This is a genomic window from Coleofasciculus sp. C1-SOL-03 (assembly GCF_040220555.1).
GTDB lineage: Bacteria > Cyanobacteriota > Cyanobacteriia > Cyanobacteriales > Coleofasciculaceae > Coleofasciculus.
The window spans coordinates 1-23,590 of sequence record NZ_JAVJUO010000036.1; the positions used below are offsets into that span (position 1 = coordinate 1).

13 protein-coding genes are annotated in these 23,590 nt (G+C 44.7%); 7 read left to right on the forward strand and 6 right to left on the reverse strand.

Going from position 1 to position 23,590, the window contains the following annotated elements:
- From RIE73_RS05760 to RIE73_RS05785, 6 genes are all read left to right on the forward strand, one after another.
- The coding region (locus RIE73_RS05760; RefSeq protein WP_446400285.1) for an SdrD B-like domain-containing protein at positions 1–2,518 on the forward strand (2,518 nt) is incomplete at its 5' end.
- Between the two features lie 579 nt (positions 2,519–3,097).
- Positions 3,098–6,901 (forward strand): two-partner secretion domain-containing protein, encoded by a 3,804-nt coding sequence (locus RIE73_RS05765; RefSeq protein WP_446400286.1) that lies wholly within the window; start codon positions 3,098–3,100, stop codon positions 6,899–6,901.
- 162 nt (positions 6,902–7,063) lie between these two features.
- Positions 7,064–7,345: a DUF433 domain-containing protein gene (locus tag RIE73_RS05770; RefSeq protein WP_446400287.1), complete on the forward strand. Its 282-nt coding sequence runs from the start codon at positions 7,064–7,066 to the stop codon at positions 7,343–7,345.
- A gap of 209 nt (positions 7,346–7,554) precedes the next feature.
- Positions 7,555–10,221, forward strand: a complete 2,667-nt coding sequence (locus RIE73_RS05775) for a CHAT domain-containing protein (RefSeq protein ID WP_446400288.1) — start codon at positions 7,555–7,557, stop codon at positions 10,219–10,221.
- Between the two features lie 28 nt (positions 10,222–10,249).
- Complete coding sequence (locus tag RIE73_RS05780; RefSeq protein WP_446400289.1) at positions 10,250–11,458, forward strand: DUF928 domain-containing protein; 1,209 nt, start codon at positions 10,250–10,252, stop codon at positions 11,456–11,458.
- Positions 11,459–11,696: 238 nt separating this feature from the next.
- Positions 11,697–13,781: a CHASE2 domain-containing protein gene (locus RIE73_RS05785; protein WP_446400290.1), complete on the forward strand. Its 2,085-nt coding sequence runs from the start codon at positions 11,697–11,699 to the stop codon at positions 13,779–13,781.
- Between the two features lie 60 nt (positions 13,782–13,841).
- On the opposite strand, the gene RIE73_RS05790 is transcribed toward RIE73_RS05785, so the two are convergent.
- From RIE73_RS05790 to RIE73_RS05805, 4 genes are all read right to left on the reverse strand, one after another.
- Complete coding sequence (locus RIE73_RS05790; RefSeq protein WP_446400291.1) at positions 13,842–14,591, reverse strand: phosphonate ABC transporter ATP-binding protein; 750 nt, start codon at positions 14,589–14,591, stop codon at positions 13,842–13,844.
- Positions 14,588–15,517, reverse strand: coding sequence for a putative selenate ABC transporter substrate-binding protein (locus tag RIE73_RS05795; protein WP_446400292.1), 930 nt, complete (start codon positions 15,515–15,517; stop codon positions 14,588–14,590). Before RIE73_RS05795 ends, RIE73_RS05790 begins: the two co-directional genes overlap by 4 nt.
- Before the next feature lie 362 nt (positions 15,518–15,879).
- Positions 15,880–16,857: a hypothetical protein gene (locus RIE73_RS05800; protein ID WP_446400293.1), complete on the reverse strand. Its 978-nt coding sequence runs from the start codon at positions 16,855–16,857 to the stop codon at positions 15,880–15,882.
- 2 nt (positions 16,858–16,859) lie between these two features.
- Positions 16,860–18,212: an AAA family ATPase gene (locus RIE73_RS05805; protein ID WP_446400294.1), complete on the reverse strand. Its 1,353-nt coding sequence runs from the start codon at positions 18,210–18,212 to the stop codon at positions 16,860–16,862.
- 738 nt (positions 18,213–18,950) lie between these two features.
- Here RIE73_RS05805 and RIE73_RS05810 point away from each other — a divergent pair.
- Entirely contained in the window at positions 18,951–21,053 is a 2,103-nt protein-coding gene (locus RIE73_RS05810) for a protein kinase domain-containing protein (RefSeq protein WP_446400295.1), read from the forward strand.
- Positions 21,054–21,253: 200 nt separating this feature from the next.
- Here RIE73_RS05810 and RIE73_RS05815 read toward each other — a convergent pair whose 3' ends face one another.
- Positions 21,254–21,874 carry a hypothetical protein gene (locus tag RIE73_RS05815; protein ID WP_446400296.1) on the reverse strand — a complete coding sequence of 207 codons (621 nt, stop codon included), beginning with the start codon at positions 21,872–21,874 and terminating at the stop codon, positions 21,254–21,256.
- Positions 21,875–21,981: 107 nt separating this feature from the next.
- Positions 21,982–23,217 carry an LL-diaminopimelate aminotransferase gene (locus RIE73_RS05820; RefSeq protein ID WP_446400297.1) on the reverse strand — a complete coding sequence of 412 codons (1,236 nt, stop codon included), beginning with the start codon at positions 23,215–23,217 and terminating at the stop codon, positions 21,982–21,984.
- Positions 23,218–23,590 lie beyond the last annotated feature (373 nt).

Genomic DNA, 23,590 nt, shown 5'->3' on the forward strand with positions numbered 1-23,590 from the left:
TGATGGCGATGGAGTTAAAGATGCAGGTGAAGCTGGATTAGCGGGCTGGACTATCTTTATCGATAGCGATAATGATGGTGTTAAAGATGCAGGAGAAACCAGCACCACCACTGATGCTAATGGTAATTACAGCTTCACCGATTTAAGTGCAGGAAATTACACCATCCGGGAAGTTCAACAAACAGGTTGGCAACAAACCACAACCAATCCCAGCGCGATTAATGTTACCAGTGGTACAGCAGCTACAGGTATTAATTTCGGGAACTTTGAACTCGGTAGCATCAGTGGACAGAAGTTTGAAGATACTGATGGCGATGGGGTTAAAGATGCAGGTGAAACGGGATTAGCGGGCTGGACTATCTTTATCGATAGCGATAATGACGGAGTTAAAGATGCAGGTGAAACCAGCACCACCACTGATGCTAATGGTAATTACAGCTTCACCGATTTAAGTGCAGGAAATTACACCATCCGGGAAGTTCAACAAACAGGTTGGGTACAGAAAACAACGAATCCTGCACCCATAACCATTGCAAGCGGCACAGCAGCAACAGACATTGATTTCGGCAACCGACAAGAAATTGATTTAGAGATCGAAAAGTCATTTATCCCTACATTAGAAGGAGAAAATATTGCGATTCCCGATGAAGAATTTTCCTATACATTGACCGTCACGAACAATGGTCCAGCGACGGCTGAATCTGTCTTGATCACCGATAATGGAGACTTGCAATTAAACGTCTCTGAATTAATCCTTCCTGTCGGTGCGATTGATTTGGATACATACGATCCCAATCAAGACGGCACGATTGACCCCTATATTGCTGCCAATGGTCAAAGCTTGAGTGGCGATGGCAATCCGGATTCGGTTGAAGTTGTCATTCCCACACTCTTGTCGGGGGAATCCGTACAATTGACAGTCAATACAACCGTGAGTAGTGACTATGTTCAAATCAACAATTTCTATGGTTCATTAGGAGAAAATTCAGAACTGTCCGAATACAACAATGGTCAGGTTCAAGGTACAAGTTGGCTCCCAGTTAATAAGATTGAAAAAACGGCTGGTTCACCTTTGGTTGCCGTAAAAAAGAATGTAGTTGGGAGTGAAGTAAGTGTAGCCGCATTTAGTAGTTATAATGCGTTTGACACTAACACCTCGAATAACAACAGCGTTGATTATGGCACGATTCCCTATGTTCAATATACGGCAACACTCGGCAATGGTGAGCAATTCCGACTTTATTCTGAGCTTTTTGATCCGGAGACTGACGATCCACTCGATCCGGGTTTCACGACTGTTCTGAATTTTGATTATTGTATCAGCACAACGACTGGTCAAATCATTACAGAAAACTGTGCCTCATTAATAGCCAGTGGACAGGCTTATAACAACTCGGCTTTCCTTCCTGACGGAACAGAGGGGAGCGCGGCTTTTTATTTTGAATGGGATAATAAAGCTCTAATCGCCCAAATTCCCGATGAGTGGAATGCATTTTTAGCACTAGATACGTCTACTGACCCTACGGCTGCCCAGCAAATTGTGGATTTTAATAATCAATTACTGGCAACAGGTCATACTGGTGCTGATATTTTTACGGATGGGGCGCTTCAGCTTACAAATCCTAACACTAACGAAACTGAACAGATTGCAGTGACCGATGCCCAAGTCACTCCAAATTTTGCCGATAACGTGATTATTTTAGTCAAAACGGACGGCGTATATTTTGCGGATGAAAATTTAACTCCAGGAACACAGATCATTGCTCAAAATGATTTGCAAGCGGCACTTGATACTCTATCTCCAGCAGCAAATTCCTTAAGCAGTTTAAAGATTGTGATTGACGCACCCGTCACCACAACCAGGCTAGAAACATTAGATCTCAATGCATTGCAGGACAAAGGGTATCTTGTGACAGACCTAGAAATTTTGGGTTCTACCATGAGCTTTGCTTCCCAAAATAATCAGGTAGATCTAGACTTATCCTCGATTACGGTAACGGCTCCTGTGAATGCTACCGTGGAACTTCTAGGTCGCAATGGAGCCGATACGATAGAGGGGAGTTCTTTTTCAGAAATCATCAAAGGTAAGGGCGGTGATGATCTATTAATCGGTGGTTTAGGGGATGATCAGTTGTTTGGTAACTGGGGAACTGATTTAATGCGCGGTGATGCTGGTGATGATATTCTCGCGGGTGGCTTGGGTACAGATACCCTGCGTGGTGGCTTAGGTGCTGATCTTCTTGTCGGGTCATATTACAATCCACTCATACAACTTGTCCTTCCAGATTTCGGTGCCAGTGACATTTATGTACTTGAAGAAAACGCGGGTTTAGATACTGTGCGCGGCTATGATGTCGGTTCCGATAAAATTGGACTGTTAGGGATAGCGCTCAATGATCTCGTCCTGACTCAACAAGGCGCGGATAGTATCATCAGTTTAAATGGAGAAGACATCATGCAGGTAGAAGGGGTTAATACCGCAGACCTTGCTTTTACGACCAGTTTCTCGTATATTTAAAGTCTAGAAATCGTATAAACTGTAGGGTGCGTTAGCGAAGCGTAACGCACCATTGATCTGTAAAAAATTATACCCCTGAAACTCATCCAATTGATTATAGGCATAGACACATTTTCACAACTCATTTATACAAACATATCATTGAAGCCAAGACTATCAGTGCAGGTTTTGAGCGGAACCTATCTTCATGAAATAAACTAAAAAAATGCTATGGTCAACCAAATTATATGCTAAAATAATTAACTTATAGGTAATCCCATTATTTGGGGCATATCAGGGACAGCACAAAAGATTCAATTGGGTTGGATTTCGCGATCGCTTAACCCAACTATCTGGATTGACACAGCTCAAATTGTGGAATAGACTTGACCATTGAATCAGGCGCAAGTATGAGCGCCCCTACGGTTTCGGGGCTAATGCTTAATTCATCAAATAAGGTGTGCCACGCCACTACAAAAGTGCAGTGGCATTTTCCCTGTTCGAGTGGGTCAATCAGCAAACAGTTGTGTCATATCTTAAAATCAGCTTTTCACTGAGCTTTGACAGATAGCCATATTGAGATTGGTAGGAAGGAAGGAAATGCTTCACAAGCGTGATTGGTTCAGTATTTGTAAAGTTGCCCTAATCAGTGGCACATTTGGTTATATCCTTGGCTCTCCTCTGCCTAGTTTTTCACAATCAATTGTGCCAGATAATACATTGGGTTCAGAGAACTCTGTTATCACACCCAATGTCGAGATTAATAATCAGATCATTGACCTAATCAATGGTGGCGCAAGCCGAGGCTCAACCCTATTTCATAGTTTTGAGCAGTTTAGTGTGACTGAAGGTCAACGGGTTTACTTTGCGAATCCTAGTGATATTGCCAATATTTTCAGTCGAGTCACCGGAAACAATCACTCGGATATTTTGGGGACGTTAGGTGTTTTGGGTGACGCCAATCTGTATTTACTCAATCCCAATGGGATTATCTTTGGTCCGAATGCTCGTCTGGACGTTGCTGGCTCTTTTGCGGCTAGCACATCGGGGGGTGTAGTCTTCGACAATGGTTATACCTTCAGCGCTACGAATCCTGATGCGCCACCCTTGCTCACCGTTACGACTCCTTTAGGTATTTCTCAGTGGTTACCCCCTACTGGAGAAATTACCAGTACAGGACACTTATCAGCCGGACAAGACTTATCATTTATTGGTCAAACGATTGACCTAGAAGGGGGTCAATTAACAGCCGGAAGCAACCTGAAACTCAAAGCCTCAGAACTGTTAACCCTACAAGATACGGCGACGAATCCCTTTATCGCCATGGCTGGGGGTGAATTTGTCGCCCAAGGAAATCAAGGGTTAAGCTTGTCTATCTTAAATCATGCAAATAGTGGCTTGAGTTCCAACGGCAACATGACTCTGCGTTCAGCGAATGACATCCAACTGGATGGTCATTATGCGACCAATGGTCAATTTTCGGTTGAACAACTCGACGGTACTCCAGGGAATAGTTTTGCTGCCGATGATCCCATTGTCCTGGCTGCAGGCGATGTGAAACTCGGTAATTATCAGGGTGCGTCGCTACATATCTTGGCAGGGGGGAGTGTTGAGTTAGGCACAGTCACCATTAATAATACGGGACCAACGGCTAGCACGATTAACAGTAACAATAACACCCTGATTCCGGGAACAAATACACCCTACAGCGCCCTGAGTGACGTTACTTTATCCGATGGCACTTCGGTTAGTGTCAATGGAGATAGTCAAGCAACATTAGATGTGAGAGCCGGAATTGACTGGACTCAAACGCCTTTTACCGGAGTTCCAGGTATTCCAAGACCAACGGATATTCCTAGCGGTTCGGTTACATTTGAAACGCCTTCCTTCAGTGGTTCCAATATTAAGGTAGGTAAGATTGAAATTGCCCAATCTGATGGTTTAGCCTTACTGACGAATCAATATCAACCTAATTTAGGTTTACCTGATGGCAGTATTCAGGTTGAAAGTATTATTACAGCCGCAGATAAATTAGAAACGCCATTGCCAATGTTTGAGTTAGGGGGGGAGATTGCCATTGATGCGCGTGGGGAGCTTTCTATTGCGGCTAATGCTGAGATTCTATCCGTTGGCTTAGTTGGCGGTAAGGTAACAATGAACAGTGGCACAGCCATTATTTTTGATGATTCAAGTAAGATTGAAAGCGTTAGTTTTACTCCGGCGGATGGGATGGGTGGTAATATCAGTCTTATGGCTCCCACCATTGAATTAACGAATAACAACGAAGTTGAAACCCTTTACGTCGGTAGCGAACAAGGTGGTACTATCAATATTTCCACCAGTTCCTTGAGCCTGCGCCAAGGGAGTCGAATAAACACGGCAACATCAGGTATAGGAAATGCAGGTGTCGTCAATGTTGATGCTGATTCCATTACACTAGAAAATGATAGTACGATTTCCAGTGAAACCTCTTTTGTGAGAGGGGGTAATGCTGGAGATGTTGCAGTCACAACAAGAACACTGAGGGCTACGAATGGCAGCCAGATTTTTTCTTCAACAGCAGGTGTAGGAAACGCTGGAAATGTTAGTGTTATTGCCACTGACTCAATTAAATTAATTGGAACATCAGGAGATAACCCTAGTGGGATTGTGAGTGCGGTACTGCCTTTTTTGAATATTCCAAACGGTCCGTTCTTTGCTGATGCATCTGATTTTCCTGCTTTGCCTGATGCCTTATTTCCCATGGGTATTCGTAGAGGAAATGGCAATGCGGGGATGATTTCAGTCGAAACGAGTAAGCTTTTGCTGGAAGATGGCGGTCAAATTCAAACAACGACTCGAGGTACAGGTAATGCGGGTCGAATTGATGTTAATGCTGATGAAATTGAGATTAAAGGGGCTGTACTTGGTCTAAACTTCCCGATTCCCAGTGCTATTCTAAGTGAGGTTGCACCGACATCCAAGGGGCAAGGGAACGACATTACAATTAATACAAATCGGCTTTCAGTAACGGATGGTGGATTTATTAGTGCCAGTACCAGTGGGCAATCAGAAACTGGGAGTAATGCCGGAAATATTAATATTGATGTAACTGGGGCAGCTATATTTGATGGCAATAAAGGTGGAGACTTTGACCCTAGTGGTGTGTTTGTCGGAACCTTGGCGGGAGCAACTGGAGGTGGCGGCACATTAACGATTAATGCAGCCTCCCTATCTGTCACAAACGGCGCACAGTTGGAAGCCTTGACTGAAAGTAGTGAAGATGCGGGCAAAATCTTCATCAACGCTAACTCAATTCGACTTTTTGGTGAGGATACCGGATTGTTTTCTAATGCTGCCGAAGGGTCATCAGGAGATGGCGGTGTAATTGAGGTAACAGGAAACTCTCTCATCTTGAAAGATGGAGCGCAAATTAGCACTGATACAGCCGGAACTGGTGATGCCGGGAATACCATTATCAACGTGGATAACGTGATTACGATTATGGGTGAAGATACAGGCATCTTTTCCAGTACCACCCCAGAATCTACCGGAAACAGTGGCAGTATCTTCATTGATCCAGAATTGGTTGAAATTCGTGATGGTGGAGCAGTTTCCGTAGATAGTGAAGGCACAGGTTTAGGGGGTAATATTCAGCTTCAAGGCGATCGCTTAATTCTGGATAACGGTCGGATTTCGGCAGAAGCTGCCAGTGATGATGGCGGGAATATTGCTCTATCCTTAGACGATATTATAATCTTGCGTGGAGGGAGCTTAATTTCAGCGACAGCCGGGATAGAGAGTGGTTTCGGGAATGGGGGAAATATTCAGATCGCCACCCCATTTGTTGTGGCTATTCCTGGGCAAAATAGCGATATTACGGCTAACGCCTTTGAGGGTGACGGAGGTAATATTGGTATTGCGACAAATACACTCTTTTTTATTGAGTTTCGGGACTTAACCAACCCACGGGAAGTCATGACCAATGATATTACCGTTAGTTCTGAGTTAGGTATTGATGGTACATTCTCGCTAACGAGTCCAGAGATTGATCCTGAATCAGGGTTAATCAAATTACCCGATCAACTTGCTGATACCAGTAACCAAGTGGTGAAAACCTGTGCGGCGGCTGAGGGCAATGTGTTTACGATTACCGGGCGGGGGGGAGTACCGAGTGATCCAACGGCACCGATTCGCGGTCAAACTCTGTTATCTGATGTGCGCGATTTTGCTGCAACTGCACCGGAAAATCAGCCTCAAGCCCAAGAGTCTGTCCCGAATTCAGTAGAATCAACTTCTGAAAGGCGGTATCTTGTGGAAGCGACGGGTTGGGTGAAAAATGAACAAGGAGAGATTGAATTAGTGGCGGCTGTGCCTCAAGAGACATTACCGAATCAATACGCGAACTGTCACAGTGCGAGGTGAGGATTGTAGGGGCGCACTCATTAGTGTCAACGTAAGGGGAAAACGCAAGCAATACATTGATTCTAACCCTCCTGACAGGTAGAGATTTTTTACTCTTACATCATTTGCCTTGTAATACAACCTATAATTGAAGAGGAAAATAGTACGGTTTCTTTTGTGTTTATGGTTCAGGTTACTGATTACCTGTACGTTGTTCGAGATGACCAGATTCTCAATAATGAACCCATCATTAAGGGGACTCGGACTCCTGTGAGGGCGGTTGTTGAAACGTGGCGTATGGGAGTTTCTCCCGAAGAAATTACCATAGGAATGCCTCATCTGACACTGGCTCAGGTGTTTGGTGCTTTAACATATTACAGTGATCACCAAGAGGAAATTAATCAATATATCGAACGAAATAAAATTCCAGATGAGTTAATCGATCCACTGGTTCAAGGGCTGTGAACAGATTATTTATTCATTTATACCTCGATGAGGATGTCAATGTTTTGATTGCGGATTTTGTCAGGGCAAAAGGATTTGATGGATTGTATTGTCAAGACTATACCAGCACTCTAAAACGATGCCTTAAGTAACGCCAAATTCCGGGAAAACTGTGGCGAATTTAAACCGGATACGACAATGAAGACTTGATCCTCAGCGAAGGAATTAACATGAGCAAAATGTATTCTCAAGTAAGCAAAATTATTAAGGGTTGGCTCAAGCGCCCCCGTTCTTTTATTGCTTTAATTCTGGGTGTTTTTTTCCTCACCCTATCGTTACAATCGCCAAAAGTTCCCGCAACGGCGGCTTATCCTCCGTTGGATATGGGGAATCAGACGGAGGCAATTGTCGAGAACGGGGCGGAAATGTTAGGACCCCCCATAGAACTTCTCTACAGCCAAACTGTTGAACCATCAGATTTAGTTGAACAGGGGAAAGTTTATTATCAATCTGGACAATTTGACCAAGCTGCACAAGTCTGGCAAGAGGCAGCCGAGACGTATGCCGCCGAAGGGTTGATCCTCAAGCAAGCCCAGGCACTGAATTACCTAGCATTGGCGTATAAAGAGTTAGGAAATACGGATTTAGCACAAGAGGCGATCGCCCAAAGTTTAAATCTGTTAAAATCCCAACCCGATACTAACAAAAATACCCGCTTACTTCTTGCCCAAGCCTTAAATACTCAAGGAACCATTCACCTGCTGCAAGGACAAAGCCAAACCGCGTTGGAAACCTGGAAACAAGCCGCATCAATTTATGAACAAGCCGAGGATAAAACCGGACAATTAATTAGCCAAATCAACCAGGCACAAGCCTTGCAAGCCTTGGGTAAATATCGACGGGCAAAGTCTCTCTTGGAACAATTGGTGAGTGAATTAGAAAATGAACCCAATAGTCTGCTGAAAGCCAAGGGATTGAGAAGTTTAGGTGTGGCATTACAAAGCCTGGGTCAACTGCGCCAGTCGAAAGCCGCCTTAGAAGCCAGTTGGCAAATTAGTCAACAGTTAAACTCACCCCAGGATACCAGTGAGGCACTGTTTAGCATTGGCAATGTAGCGCGAGATTTACAGGAATATGCCGTGGCTTGGACGTACTATCAACAAGCCGCCGAATTAACGCCTGATTCCTTAACGCAACTGGAAGCGCAACTGAATCAACTACGGATGGTAGTGGAGTTACAACGCTGGGATGTTGCCCAAGAACTCATCCCACTTGTTACCACCAAAGTTAACCAACTATCTGCCTCACGTCCGGCAATTTATGCCCAAATTAATCTGGCAGATAGTTTGATGAAAGCTGCTCAAGCAGGGATGTCCAATTCCTCGGCAATTGATACATCAAAACTCTTGGCAAACGCCGTTAAACAAGCGCGACAAATTAATGATCCCAGGGCAGAAGCCTATGCCCTGTATCAATTGGGTAAACTGTATCAGGCGAATGGGACATTAGACGATAGTAAAACTCTATCCCAACAAGCACTCAAACTGGCTCAAGAAATTAACGCCGACGATATAGCCGCACGGGCGGGCGCACAATTGGGTGAAATCCTGCAAAAACAAGGCAAAACTAGCGAAGCCCTCGCCGCTTATAAAATTGCCTTTGATAATATCCAATCCCTCCGTAGTGATTTAGTCGCGATTAGTTCTGATGTTCAGTTCGATTTTAAAGAAGGGATTGAACCCCTGTATCGCCAGCTTGTCAGCTTACTGTTAAAAGAAGGGGATAATCAAGCCAACTTGCAACAAGCCCGTGATGTGATGGAAGCGTTGCAATTAGCCGAACTGGATAACTTTTTCCAAGATGCTTGTTTAGATACTAATCCAGTTGCCTTGGAAGAAATTGATACCCAAGCAGCGGTAATTTATCCGATTATCTTACCCGATCGCTTGGAAGTTGTCCTCTCGATTCCCAATCAACCCCTCACCCACTACGCCACTCAACTCACCCAAGCTGAGGTTGAATCCACGCTGACACAATTGTATTCCGCCCTGTCTCCCGGCTATCCCAGTAGCGAACGGTTACAACTTGCTCAACAGGTGTATACCTGGTTAATCCAACCCGCTGAAGCAGCGATGGCTAGCCAAGATATCCAGACGCTAGTCTTTGTCCCCGATGGCTTTCTCCGCAACTTACCCATGGCGGCACTCTATGATGGAGAAGAGTATATCCTGGAAAAATATCGGATTGTCTTTAGTCCCGGATTACAACTGTTTCCCCAAGGACTCTCCCAAGAGGAACTGCGTTTATTAGCCGCTGGATTAACCGAAGCGCGTCAAGGGTTCAGTCCTTTGCCAGGAGTTGATGAAGAGATAGCACAAGTGTCGCAACAAGTCAACTCTAAAGTGCTATTCAATGAAACCTTTACCTTCGGCACGTTCAAAGACTTGATTAACAACCAATCCTTCCCCATCGTTCACCTGGCGACTCACGGTCAATTCAGTTCTAATCCGGAAGAAACCTTTCTGCTCACCTGGAGCGATCGCATTTCCATCGAAGACTTCGATCTCATCTTTCAAAAACGGCGGCTGGGGCTACTGCAACCGATTGAACTACTCGTCATGAGTGCCTGTCAAACCGCAGCCGGGGATAATCGAGCTACATTAGGTTTAGCAGGATTTGCCCTGCGATCGGGTGCCAAAAGTACAATCGCCAGTCTCTGGTCAGTGAGTGATGAATCCACCTCGATTATGATGCGAGAATTTTATCACCAACTAACGGATCTGAAGGTAAGCAAAGCTGAAGCATTGCGACAAGCACAGCTTAGTCTTCTGGAAAAGCCCTTATACCAACATCCCTATTTTTGGGCATCGTTCGTTCTGATCGGCAATTGGCTATAGGCTATTCAGCATTCAAGGAAAGTTGATCATGACTCCAGCAATCTGCCAAACTCTCTTATCCGCTACAGTAACGGGGACAGTCTTCGTATTAACAGCTAATGCTGCTTTAGCACGTTTTGTCCCCTTAGAGTCGGAACCTCCCATCAACGATAACCTGATCAGTGTAGACTTTAGTCTTCCCGACGATAATGTGCCGAAAAGTCCTGTTGGTGGGGGTGTGCGAGGTCAGGTGCAGTTTGGTCTTCCCCAAGATTCCGCGCCTCGTAGCGGTGTAGCTGGGGGAACTAGAGGAGATGTACAGTTTGCTTTACCTGGTGGTTCCGCACCTCGTAGCGGTGTAGCTGGGGGAACTAGAGGAGATGTGGAATTTAGCTTACCTGGCGGTTCCGCACCTCGTAGCGGTGTAGCTGGGGGAACCAGAGGGGATGTGGAGTTTAGCTTACCTGGTGGTTCTGCACCTCGCAGTGGTGTGGCTGGGGGAACTAGAGGAGATGTGCAATTTGCTTTACCTGGTGGTTCTGCACCTCGCAGTGGTGTGGCGGGTGGAAGCCGAGGAGATGTGGAATTTAGCTTACCGGCTGATGGGAAAAACCCCTATACCAGCACTGGTGGGGGTATCCGAGGTGATGTTGAACTATTTCTCCCCAGTGAAGATTCAGTTCCCCCAACCCCAGTGGATGTAGAAATATTAGAAGAAAACCAGGTCAGTGACATTCCTGCACTTACCGCATTAGTTCCGCCAACGAAACATGGACGCACGGTGTCACCTCGTCCCACAATCTATGTTTATTTGCCTCCAATTGGCGCACGGAAGGTCTTTTTTAGTATCCAAGATGAAGCAGGGAATTCTCATTATCACACCCTATTGAATGTCTCTCCCCAAGGTGGAGTCATGGCGATTACCCTACCCCCAGACTCACCCGCCTTGGAAATCGATAAAAATTATCTGTGGTATTTTGCCCCCATTGAACCCGGTGGAATTCTGCGACCCGATAATTATGCCGTGACGGGATGGGTAAAGCGGGTTGAAAATACCGTGAATACGCAAAAGTTTGCCGAATCTCCCGTGAAGCTGGCAACTAAGTATGCCGAGGCAGGGATCTGGTATGATACGTTGCAGGTTTTAGTTGAGGCTCAACGATCTGAACCGACGAATGAAACCTATCGTACAGAATGGCATGATTTATTAGAGCAAGTTGACCTAGAAGCGATCGCGTCTCAACCTTTTGTTTTCTAGAAGGCAGGAGGCTTTGTTTGTAGTCAGCACAAAGCGTGCTTTAACGCATAGCTGGAGAGGGCTAAGGTTCCCTTACTACGAACCCAAGCGAATCCACCAATTAAGGTGTGCCACGACACTACTTATTGAAAGGATCAAACAACATGATCAGGGTTGAGGCGGATATAACATGGGTGATGACTCGTTAACTAAGACTGAAAATCAAGTCCTTGAACAAAACGAGGGTTCAACAATTCAGATGAACTCTGACACGCCTCTACAGGCATTATTGAAACGCTGGCAAGGGGTTTTGCTGATTACACCTTTTGTGGCAGGTTTAATTATTGCTGGCAGTTATCTGGGGATTTTTCGGGTTTTAGAATGGTTGATTTTAGATCAATTCTTTCTCCTGCGTCCCCAAGAACCTGTTGATGAGCGAATTGCGATCGTCACAATTGATGAAGAAGATATTGATTATGTAGTACAGTGGCCCATGTCAGATAAAGTCATGGCGCAGCTACTCCGCAATATTAATGCCCAAAACCCTAACGCGATCGGGTTAGATATTTATCGAGATTTACCCGTAGAACCGGGACATGAAGAACGGGTTGAGGTGTTTAAAACCACCCCAAACCTGATTGGGATTACCAAAATTTCTGGAGATACTATCGATCCGCCACCGACGTTAGCCGATCAAGGTCAAGTTGGGGCTAACGATCTGTTCCTGGATAACGATAGCAAAAATCGCCGCGCTCTTGTCGCTGGTGCAGCTGAGAGTGGTTTAATGTATAGCTTTGGCGTAAAACTGGCTTTAGATTATCTCGAAGACCAAGGAATTGAATTGGAAGCGATCAATCCTGACCAACAAATCTTCGGCTTAGGCAAAGCTACGTTTATTCCCCTCAGTAAAAATGATGGATTTTACAAAGAATCGGACTTGGGTGGTTGGTATCACATTCTCCTGAACTATCGCGGCAGATTGGATCGCTTTCCTAATATTTCCATGACCGATGTCTTGGAGAACCGCATCCCTGAAAACTTCTTCCGCGATCGCATTGTTTTTATTGGGGCAAAAGCGCCCAGTCTGAATGATAACTATCTCACCCCTTATAATAGCAATCTAGCTGTCCCCACGGACTTAATGCCCGGTGTGGTCATCCACGCTAATGTCACCAGTCAGATTCTCAGCGCCGCTCTATCAGGGCGTCCGATGTTACGGGCAACAACGAAACCCATACACTGGCTACTGATTGTTGTTTGGTCAGGATACAGTGCCACCCTTGGCTCATTCTATATCCGTAGACGCTGGATGACTCTTTTGGGGTTATTGATCGCGGTGGGAATTATTGTCGCTAGTTCCTATTTTGCCTTTCTCTACGGTTGGTTAGTTCCTGTCTTTACGCCTTTATTAGCGGTAGTTGTGGCGGCGACGTTGAGCGTCGGTCAGGTTTTGTGGCAAAACCTAATGATTTCCTATCAGAAATTAGAAGATTATGCCCATAACTTAGAAGATAAAGTTAAAGAACGCACTGCTGAACTTGCCCAAGCCAATCAGGAAATTAGTCAACTTAACGAAAAACTCAAAGCCGAAAACCTGCGGATGAGTGCTGAACTTGACGTTGCTCGTCAATTGCAATATATGATCCTGCCCAAGTCTGATGAATTAGAAGCCATTGAAGGATTAGATCTGGCTGGGTTTATGGAACCGGCTGACGAAGTTGGTGGTGATTACTACGACATCCTCTGCACAGATAATGTGGTTACTGTTGGGATCGGCGATGTAACCGGACATGGGTTAGAAAGTGGTATTTTAATGATGATGACCCAAACCGTTGTTCGCACCCTAGATGAAATTCGGGAACGTGATCCCGTGAAGTTTCTGGATACCCTCAACCGCACGCTTTACAAAAATGTGCAACGGATGAACTCGGATCGCAACTTAACCTTAGCCATTCTCAACTATACCGATGGCAAAGTTAGTATCAGTGGTCAACATGAAGAATCTATCGTCGTGCGGGCTGGGGGAATTATTGAACGAATTGATACCATGGATTTGGGATTTCCGATTGCCTTAGATGATGAAATTGCTGATTTTATTGATCGGGCGTTAATTGAATTACAACCCGGTGACAGCATTGTCCTTTACACCGATGGTATTCCTGAAGCTGAAAATATGGAGAATGAACAATACGGGTTAGATCGATTGTGTGATGTGATTCGTCAAAACTGGGATAAATCTGCCGAAGTTATTAAAGATGCGATTATTAATGATGTGCGGCAATTTATTGGTAAACAAAAAGTTTTTGATGATATTACGTTAGTCGTACTGAAGCAAGAGATTTAAACCGAAAAAGTTCTAACAATCAGCATGATCAACAGTCTAACTATAAGGTAATTTATGCTATTATAATTTATACAACTTATCAATCATTTCTGTCGAAACATTTGTCGCTGAACTATCAAATAAAATTCTTCCCATTTTTAATCCAATAACGCGATGATAATACCTCAGGGCAAAATCAACCGAATGTAGGCTAGTAACCAAAGTCTTACCGCCCTGTTCACTCATTTGACATAGCAACTCTATTACCTCTCGACTCAACTCCGGATCAAGACTAGAAATCGGTTCATCGGCTAAAATCACTAAGGGATTTTGGATGAGAACTCGCGCTAATGCCACTCGCTGCTGTTGTCCACCAGAGAGTTGATCAGTGCGGGTATAAAGTTTATCCGGAATTCCCACTTGAGTTAACGCCTGATGCGCTGTTTCTACCTCTAACGGAAATAATAGCGATAAAGCAGCTTTAAACAATGACCACCGTCCTAAATGCCCAGCATTAACATTGTGAATCACTCGCAAGTTATCCACTAAATGAAACTGCTGATAGACTGTACCAATTTGCCGTTGCACTTGGCGTAATCTCCGAGTCGATAGCTGGGAGAGATTATATCCTAATGCCCAAATTTCTCCTTGGCTGGGTTGTAGTGTCCCATTCAACAAACGCAATAGGGTGCTTTTTCCCGCCCCACTTGACCCGACTAATGCCACCCGTTCTCCAGGGTAAAGCGTGAGATTAATCTCGGTTAGGGCGGTCAAGCGACTAAATCGCTGGGTCACACCTTTGAGTTGAAAAATTGGCGACGAATCGCTCATTTAATTTTGCCAATTTGACGACCGACTTCTTCAATTTGAGCGTAATTGGAATTTTCTGTGGGAATAAATTGATCAGCCCCAAATAAGTCTAAAATTTCTTGGTGTTCGGGGTTATTCGGGTCAAGCTTGAGTAAGGCAGCTTGCACTTTCTGGGAAAAATCTTCGCCATAGCGTGACTTGACATCGGGATGAATCACCCAATGATAATCATAATAGGTTGGCGTTTCCCAAATCACATCCACTTTATTTAAATCCACGTCTCCAGCTTCCACGCGGCTTTCCCAGACTTGAGAATTTAATGCCCCCGCCTGATAACTCCCGGCTTCAACCAGTTGAATTGTGGTATCATGGGAACCGGAAAAACCGACCTCTCCCTGAAAATCCTCTGGTGTCACCCCGGCTTGTTCCAGAAAATACTGAGGCATTAACCGCCCTGAGGTGGATGATTCACTGCCAAAGGTAAAGGTTGATCCTTTTAATTTGGATAATTCTTGGATATCCTGAATCGGTTGTAGTCCACTAGTTTTATTAGCAATAAATACACTGGTAAATTCAGCATCAATATCCCGTTGGGCGATCGCCTCTGCACCTTCAACTTGCGATCGCGCCTGTACGCCAGTTAAGCCGCCAAACCAGACGAGATCCAGATCCCCGACTCGAAAGGCTGTTACCGCCGCCGCATAGTCGGTGACAGGTTTATACTCGACGGGTACACCTAACTCCGTTTCCAGGTAATTTGCCAACTTGTCATATAGCCGTTGCAACTTTTCCGGATCTTGATCGGGAATCGCCCCAGCGATTAAGGGTTCAACGGTTGTCTCATCCCCCGTAGAGGAGGCGGAATCAGACGCTGGAGAACAAGCCACCAGGGGCGATAGCAGAAACAGCAGCAACCCTGATACTAAAACGTTTTTTAGCGATGCCATAGGCTGATCGATAACATTTTTACTCAAAATAAATTTTAGCAGTAGGCATGGTGTATGTGCGATCGCTTGTAGTAAGGGCTTTAGCCCTATATTCTGTTGGGCAGGAGTTACAACCTATTCCACCATTTTAGCTGTGCCACGCCAGTACAGAGTTTTCAGACTAGATATGATACACCATTTCCAAGAGTAGAAAAGCACTGTCTCATCGATCCGGTACTACACCGTGGCGTGAAAGTGCTCTAATCTAGCTAAAATTGTGGAATGTATTTTACCGTTAAATCGGGCGCACGTCAGTGCGCCCCTACCAAGTTGACATGCACCCCCGCCATTGTAATGAGGCTTTCTTGTCATCAGATACCTGGTTAACCGCGCTGCTGACAATCCTTTTCATATAAGGTTTTCAAGAAAAACGGAAGATGATATTGAACATCACTACTTTTTTCGGCATAAAATCGCCCTATTTCCAAAGAAAGTTGATCTCGATACATTTCATCTCGATCATCCTCACTTGAGCGATTCCAATCATCAGGCGGATGTATTTGTTTCCAGTATTCCTTTACTTGTTTAATCGTCAATAGGGCAAAAATCAACTCCTGCTTCCGTTGATAATCTGGGGCGTTTTGAAACTCATCTTTCCAGGAATCTCGCAACTCACTAACTCCCTGGCAATCTAATCCAGAACAGTAGCGAAGACGTTCTGATGCTCGTTGTAAGTTATCTCGCAAATTAGCATCATTACTGATTCCATCTGCCATATCAATATAAATCGTTTGCAGCAAAGCAGGATTATCTTTATAAATTGGAGTAGCGGAAAAGTTATCAAATACGGGTTGGAGTTCCGGGAACAGAAAGTAGGACTCCTTATAGATAAACCCTGTCACCCAGATTCGATGATTTATTGCATTTTGAGGATTGACCTTGGCTTGTTCATACAAATCCTGAAAAATTGCCTCTGTATCTGGAAACAGATAATTATCAATCATTTTAGGTTGCAAATCTAAATCCACAATTGCAAAAAGCTTTTCTGGACTTAAATAGGAGTTATCGCTGTTGTTTTTATGCAACTGTAATAACGTGAAGTAAGTATCAAGTACATCGGTTCTGTCGCCACAATTAAAAAATTCGGGTCGATAGTTCCGCCACCACTTAGGAACACAGGCATTATAAAAATTAGCATCTGGCAGTTGTGCCATTCTTCCATAAGATTGAGGCGATGGTCTACCCTCCAGATCCCAGATACCTCCTTCACCTTCACAGAGAACAACTATTTTATTTCTAATTTTGCGAGAACCAAGAATTATTTCACAGTGGCGTTGTAACTGTTCTGGATTAAAACTCATCTCTAATTTTCGGGGTCTTGCTTGATCAGTTTAGGTTCTAATTCTTTAACATGGGCAGGAGTTAAGGCTTGGCAGAGTTCATAAGAGTGGGTTGCCAGAATATATTGATTATTCGGTGCCCATTCTTGTAAATCTCGAATAATTTGATATTGCCAATCGGGGTGGAATGCGATTTCTATTTCATCCATTAATACAATCGCATCTTCTATATTATAATGTTTGAGCCACATATAAATGCTTAACCGCTTCAACTCTCCATGGCTCAGGTCTTCGGGGGAGAGTTCGATAGTCTCACCGTTCCTATCTAGTGTGAAGTTCACTCCATTAAGGTCTTTATCTATATTTATCTTTTTATTGAACAACATCTGGTTTAACTCATTTTTAAGTCTCTGATAATGATTGCCATACTCTCCTGTTTCTATCGCTTCCCGGAAATCGCGATCGCGAGCATCTTTAAAAGCCTGTATCAGAATGTCTACAGCAAAAAAATCATAAGTAAATAGATTCCTAAGTTGAGCTTTAGTAGATTGAAGTTGCGAATAATAACGATTTTTTTGATTGCTGTCACTTTTCAACAATAATTCCCTATCATTTTGAGCCATGAAAAGAAACACTTGGGTTGAAGGAACAGCAATAAATATTTTTTTTTGCAAATTGTTTACAAATGATTTTGAATCTGAAATTTTTGGTATATTCAGACCATCGATACGGCACAAAAAAATATTTTTTTCTTTGTTTTCAACTCTATAATCAGAAATAAATATTAAACAATTAGACTCTATATATTTTCTTATTTTTGACAATGATGGTTTAATATTAATTAGTAAGTTTAAGTATCCCTTAACCATGTTTTTTGTGTCTTTTATTGCAATTTTATTTTCCTTGTAATAATTTATTATTCTATTTTCTATCTTATTTGCTAATTTTGTATGGTCTATATTGTCAAATTCAATGCTTGTTTCGCTTAAAATTTTAACTGTTAAAAATAACGGGAAATGTTTCGGCAGAATCAAATCATCATTAACTTGCCATTGACGTGTAATATAAGATGCTTTGCAACAAAAGAAATCAAGGCTGAAGACCTTACTATTTTCCCAAATATCAATTATAGCCAATGTTCTTTTTGTAGAATCATCACGGAGTTTAAATCCATATAAAAAATTTTGCAGAAAAGGCTTTTTTTCTGGAGCATTTGAACAGTGGAGTAAAGTAAAAATTAATTGCAGTAGTGTACTCTTCCCACCACCATTTAGACTGCCCAAGGGAAAAATTCTAGGGACAAAATTATTTTCAAAGGTAATGTCAACATCCTTTAAAACCCGGAAATCAGGAACTCGAATTCGTTGCAGGTGCATAAAACACTCCTAATATTGACTTGATATCCGCGTTGGCTTCACAAGTGTTATTGTACTTTACTTGAGCAAGATAAATTAACCATTAGCCCGGAAACCGTAGGGGGCATCGCTGTGCATTCGTATCAACTTAAGACTTTGTATGACTAGCGATCAAAGTTTAGATCCCCCTAAATCCCCCTTAAAAAGGGGGACTTTGATTAATTTCTGGTTCCCCCCATGCAACAAAAAGCGAAGCATCCTTTGGTCTCCCCGTGCAACAAAAAGCGAAGCAACATCTGGTCTCCCCCTTTTGAAGGGGGACGGAAGGGGGATCTAATAGGGGGACGGAAGGGGGATCAAAAAGGGGGGCTAGGGGGGATCTCTGATTAAGTAAGGGTTTTAGCCTTAAGTTGACACCAATGACCGACGTGCGCCCGATTCAACCGATTTCAGTAGTGGCGTGGCACATCTTAGCAAGATGGATTAGCCTGATGCCCATGAAAGAAATTAGGGGCTGAAGCCCCTACTACGAACCCAACTAATCCCAAATTTTAGCTGGTGGGCAATGCCCACCCTACGGTGTATCACGGGTTGTAGAATAATGTGTTGGATTTCGCGATCGCTCCCACTTGAGAGGGACATGATAGAAGTCCAGAAAAATCCAGAGGCTACAATTACAACCATGTAATGATCTGAGTGGTCATTCCGCTATTGCCCGCCTTCCGCCTTCTTCACTCACGTCGCCCACGTTCTGGATTCATGAAGCCCTTACATTGCTCTCACGGTCACGAAAATCCTCCTAATAGTCGCTTTTGTCTCCACTGTGGTGAGAAACTGGAGCAAGCAAACAATGGCAACAGGGAGTCGGGATTGGCTTTGGCGGGACGCTATCGGATTGTGCGGGAATTGGGACATGGGGGATTTGGACGCACCTATTTAGCCCAAGATTTGAATCGCTTCGGTGAAGCTTGTGTATTAAAGGAATTCGCCCCCCAAGTGCAAGGGACATTTGCCTTACAGAAAGCCTCAGAACTGTTTGAACGGGAAGCTGGGGTTCTCTATAAGCTGAAACATCCCCAAATCCCTGAATTTAGAGAACTGCTGCGAGTGAAGCAGCAGGGAGAAGGACACCTGTTTTTAGTCCAAGACTATATTGCTGGACAAACCTGTCGCGCTATCTTAGAGGCACGCCGGAGTCAGGGATTACGGTTTAACGAAACCGAAGTTCTCAAACTATTACGCCAAATTCTCCCAGTTTTGGACTATATCCACTCCCTCGGCGTAATTCATCGAGATATTTCCCCGGATAATATTATCATTCGTCAATCCGATGAATTGCCTGTACTGATTGACTTTGGTGGAGTTAAGCAAATCGCTGCCACAGTAGCCTCTCAGGTGATGGCATCCTCCCCCGCCACAGCCACGCGCTTGGGTAAGGTGGGTTATGCACCCCACGAACAAATGCAAGGAGGGATTGTTTCTGCCAGTAGCGATTTGTACGCTTTAGGGGCAACAGTTTTGGTGTTACTCACCGGAAAAGAACCTTCTGAACTCATCGATCCCCAAACCTTAACCTGGGATCGTAGTAAGCACTTTAGTGCCACTCCTCTTAGCCCTACCCTTAGCCATATCCTCGAACAACTGCTGCAACCCCACCCCCGTAATCGCCCCCAAAGTGCGAACCAAGTCTTACAGATGCTGAATTCTCAGTCCCCCCCACAGGCATACTCTCCACCGCCGCCACCATCACCGCAAACCCAAGCGACTGTAGCGGTTTCACCGGGTCAGGTTGCACCGACGCCACCCTCCCCCCCTGCCCCGGTTGCCCAGAGGTCTGCGCCAAGTGCTGCGCCAAGTGGCAATAATAATGCTGCCTTAGGCTGGTTAGGGAAATTGATCCTAGCACTAGGGTTAATTCTGGCAGCAGGTGCTTTTGGCTGGTGGGCGGGTAATCTGTGGATTGACAGTCAATTGCAATCGGAACAACCCGATGCGACGCCGACAGTCGAAGACTTTGAGAACCCAGTGATTTCACCAGAGGATGATGAGGAACCTGAACCCTCCTCCGACTTTTCGCTGGAAGAACGACAACGCAAGCAAGCCCTGCGACAGCGACGGATGAATCTGGGGATCGATTATGACTTTTATGTCAATTTAGTCGATGAAGCGTTTTGGAATGAGTATCCAGGACAACGGGGAATTCCATTAAGTACCGATCCAGACGATGCTAGGCTGCGAGAAGCCTGGGATAGAATCGCAGCAAATGTACTCACCCAGATTGAACAGCTTGATCTGAGTCGTCAAGCCAAGGCAGAATTAGGTAGTTATGATGAAAGCGATCGCGATCGTTGGAAACGCCAAGTCAATCGTCTACGTGTGAGTAGTCGGGCATTATATGACATCGCCGATGCCCAGTTTTTCCGCGTCTTCCCCAAACAAGCAGGAGAAACGGGATCAGAATTTCTGGATCAACCCATGGGTCAAATCTGGCAAGCCACGGTTGCGGATACCGTCAAGGCGTTGCAATCCAGAGAGGCTTTAGAACGGATTGTGTTTAAACGGGGTGAGACTGGCACACAAATAAGTGGAACCCTGCAACCCGGAGAAGGAAAAGCCTTTACCGCTGAGTTAGCGGCAGATCAGTTCATGGAGGTGAATCTCTCCAGTGAAGCTGACGCTTTATTATCGATCTATAGTCCCACAGGTAATACAATCTTCCTGGAAGATTCGCGCCAGCACAGCTTTTCTGGGGAATTACCAGAATCGGGGTTTTATGAGTTTGTTGTGGTATCTGACGCGGATGAACCGATTGATTATCAACTGGATCTCACGGTTGAAAATCCCCCCGAATCAGAATTCTAAGTTGAATGGCACTGACTTAAAGTTAATGGCACTGACTTAAGCCTTTTGGAATCGCCGGAACTCTTGCTATACCGTAGGTTAGGCACTGTCTATCAGCTTTAAGTTAGTACCATTCGGATTAAAAGTTTTAGTCCACTTTAGTGGACTTGAGCTTTTAGCCCGGAGTTTGAACTCCGGGCGGGTGTTTAAACTCATTCCGATTAATCAGGCTTAATTAAAATTGGGGGTTTAGCAAAGCAAGGTAAATTAACCACATCGACTGGTGTCTGCTTTGAGGGATTAATATAGGGGTCAACCACACCCGCAATTTGTAACGCGGCGGTAATCAATTCTGAGCAAAATAGAGCGGAAAGATCCAGTTTATTTCCTAACCCTAACTTATTCAACAGCATCAACCCTGCTTTTGCCGCTTGTACTGTCGCGAAAGGGCGGCGTTCATTATAGGTTTGTCTCAACCACATCTGCATTTTGAATAAGTTATCGGGGGCAATGGGTTCCTTTAACGGTAGCCACCATGCTTTGCCCTTATACATATCTAATCGTCGAGAAAGCCAATTAACTTGGACTCCTTTAATCGCTTTTCTACCTGTGGGATCTCGATCCGTCTGAGGGGCGGCTGATTCGATAATCAGGACACTTTTGCCAAATCCACCCCCCATTTCCACCTCAAGCACCATCGCAACATGGGAGTAGGGAGATTGAGTTACTAACTGATTCACGCGGGAAATGCAGATCCTGCCGGAGAAAGCAATCAAGTCTCCCGTTTTCATGCGATCGCGAACAGCTTCATATTCGTTAATGGCACTTGGTTCTCTCACCATCTGTTTCAAAACTTAGTTTTCTCAAATTTAACCGATTCCTTTTATAAGCGATGGGAATTAGAACCCCGACTTCTTCAAGAAATCGGGGTATTGCTAGCTGCTAGAGTCTACACCTTAAACTTCTGGGTAATCCGCTTCATCGCCTCTTCCACATTCTCCCGACTATTAAACGCCGAAATTCGGAAATAGCCTTCACCCGCCGCGCCAAATCCGGAACCGGGTGTTCCGACAACATAACAGGTTTGCAGTAACTTATCGAAGAAATCCCAACTGGATAAACCATTGGGTGTCTTCACCCAAATATAAGGTGCATGAACCCCACCATACACACTTAATCCCGCTTCCGTTAACTTCTGGCGAATAATTTTGGCGTTTTCCAAATAAAAGCTAACTAACGCCTTCACCTGGGCTTTTCCGGCTTCTGAGTAAACCGCTTCCGCCCCTCGTTGGACAATATAAGACACCCCATTAAACTTAGTAGACTGGCGGCGGTTCCATAGCTTCCAAAGTTCCACATCTGAACCATCCGATGCTTTGGCGGTTAAGGTTTTAGGAACAACCGTCAACGCACAACGAGTTCCGGTAAATCCCGCATTCTTAGAAAAGGAACGAAACTCGATCGCACAATCTCGCGCCCCTTCAATTTCATAGATAGAATGGGGTAAACTCTCGTCGGTGATAAACGCTTCGTAAGCCGCATCAAAGAAAATAATTGACCCATTGGCTTTGGCATAATCTACCCACGCCTTCAAGTTTTCCTTAGTCGTGGTAGCGCCTGTGGGATTATTCGGAAAACACAGATAAATCAAATCCACTTTCTGAGAGGGAATCTCTGCGGTAAAATTATTCTCGGCACTAATCGGCAAATAGACTAATCCCTCAAATTCACCCGTCTCATTCACCTCTCCAGTATGTCCCGCCATCACATTCGTGTCCACGTAGACGGGATAAACGGGGTCAGTGACGGCAATTTTGTTATTTTTGCCAAAAATATCCAGAATATTGCCCGTATCGCACTTAGAACCGTCGGAGATAAAGATTTCTGATGCATCCACCTGACATCCCCGCGCCTGGAAATCCTGGGCGGCGATTTTCTCCCGCAGCCAGGGATACCCCTGTTCGGGTCCATAGCCTCGGAAAGACTCCCGATTCCCCATATTTTCTACCGCCTGAATCATCGCCGTGCGACAGGCTTCGGGTAAGGGTTCGGTAACATCGCCAATTCCCAGTTTAATGATAGCGGCATCTGGGTTCGCTTCAGCAAAGGTATTCACTCGGCGGGCAATTTCGGGAAACAGGTAGCCTGCTTTGAGTTTCAGGTAGTTATCGTTGATGGTTGCCATAATCACTTGTAACGAACGCCGTAAACCAGCTTACTGCTAACTGTAGCGAAAAAGGCAACAGGCAACAGGCAACAGGCAACGGGGAATACACAGTTAGCAACGATAACTTGGTGGGTTACGGCGGATATCTAATTTAAGGATTTGTTTTCTCAATTGAATACCGCCTAACCCACGATGGCGGCGTGGCACACCTTATTTGGTGGATTAGAATTGGTTCGTAGTGAGGGCTTCAGCCCTCTCCAGCTAAGCGTTATAGCACTCTTTGTGCTTACTACAAACAAAACCCTATTTTAGCTGGGTCACGACACTACTGGCGTGGCACGTATAATTGGGTAGATTAGCTTGGGTTCGTAGTGGGGAACCTTAGCCCTCT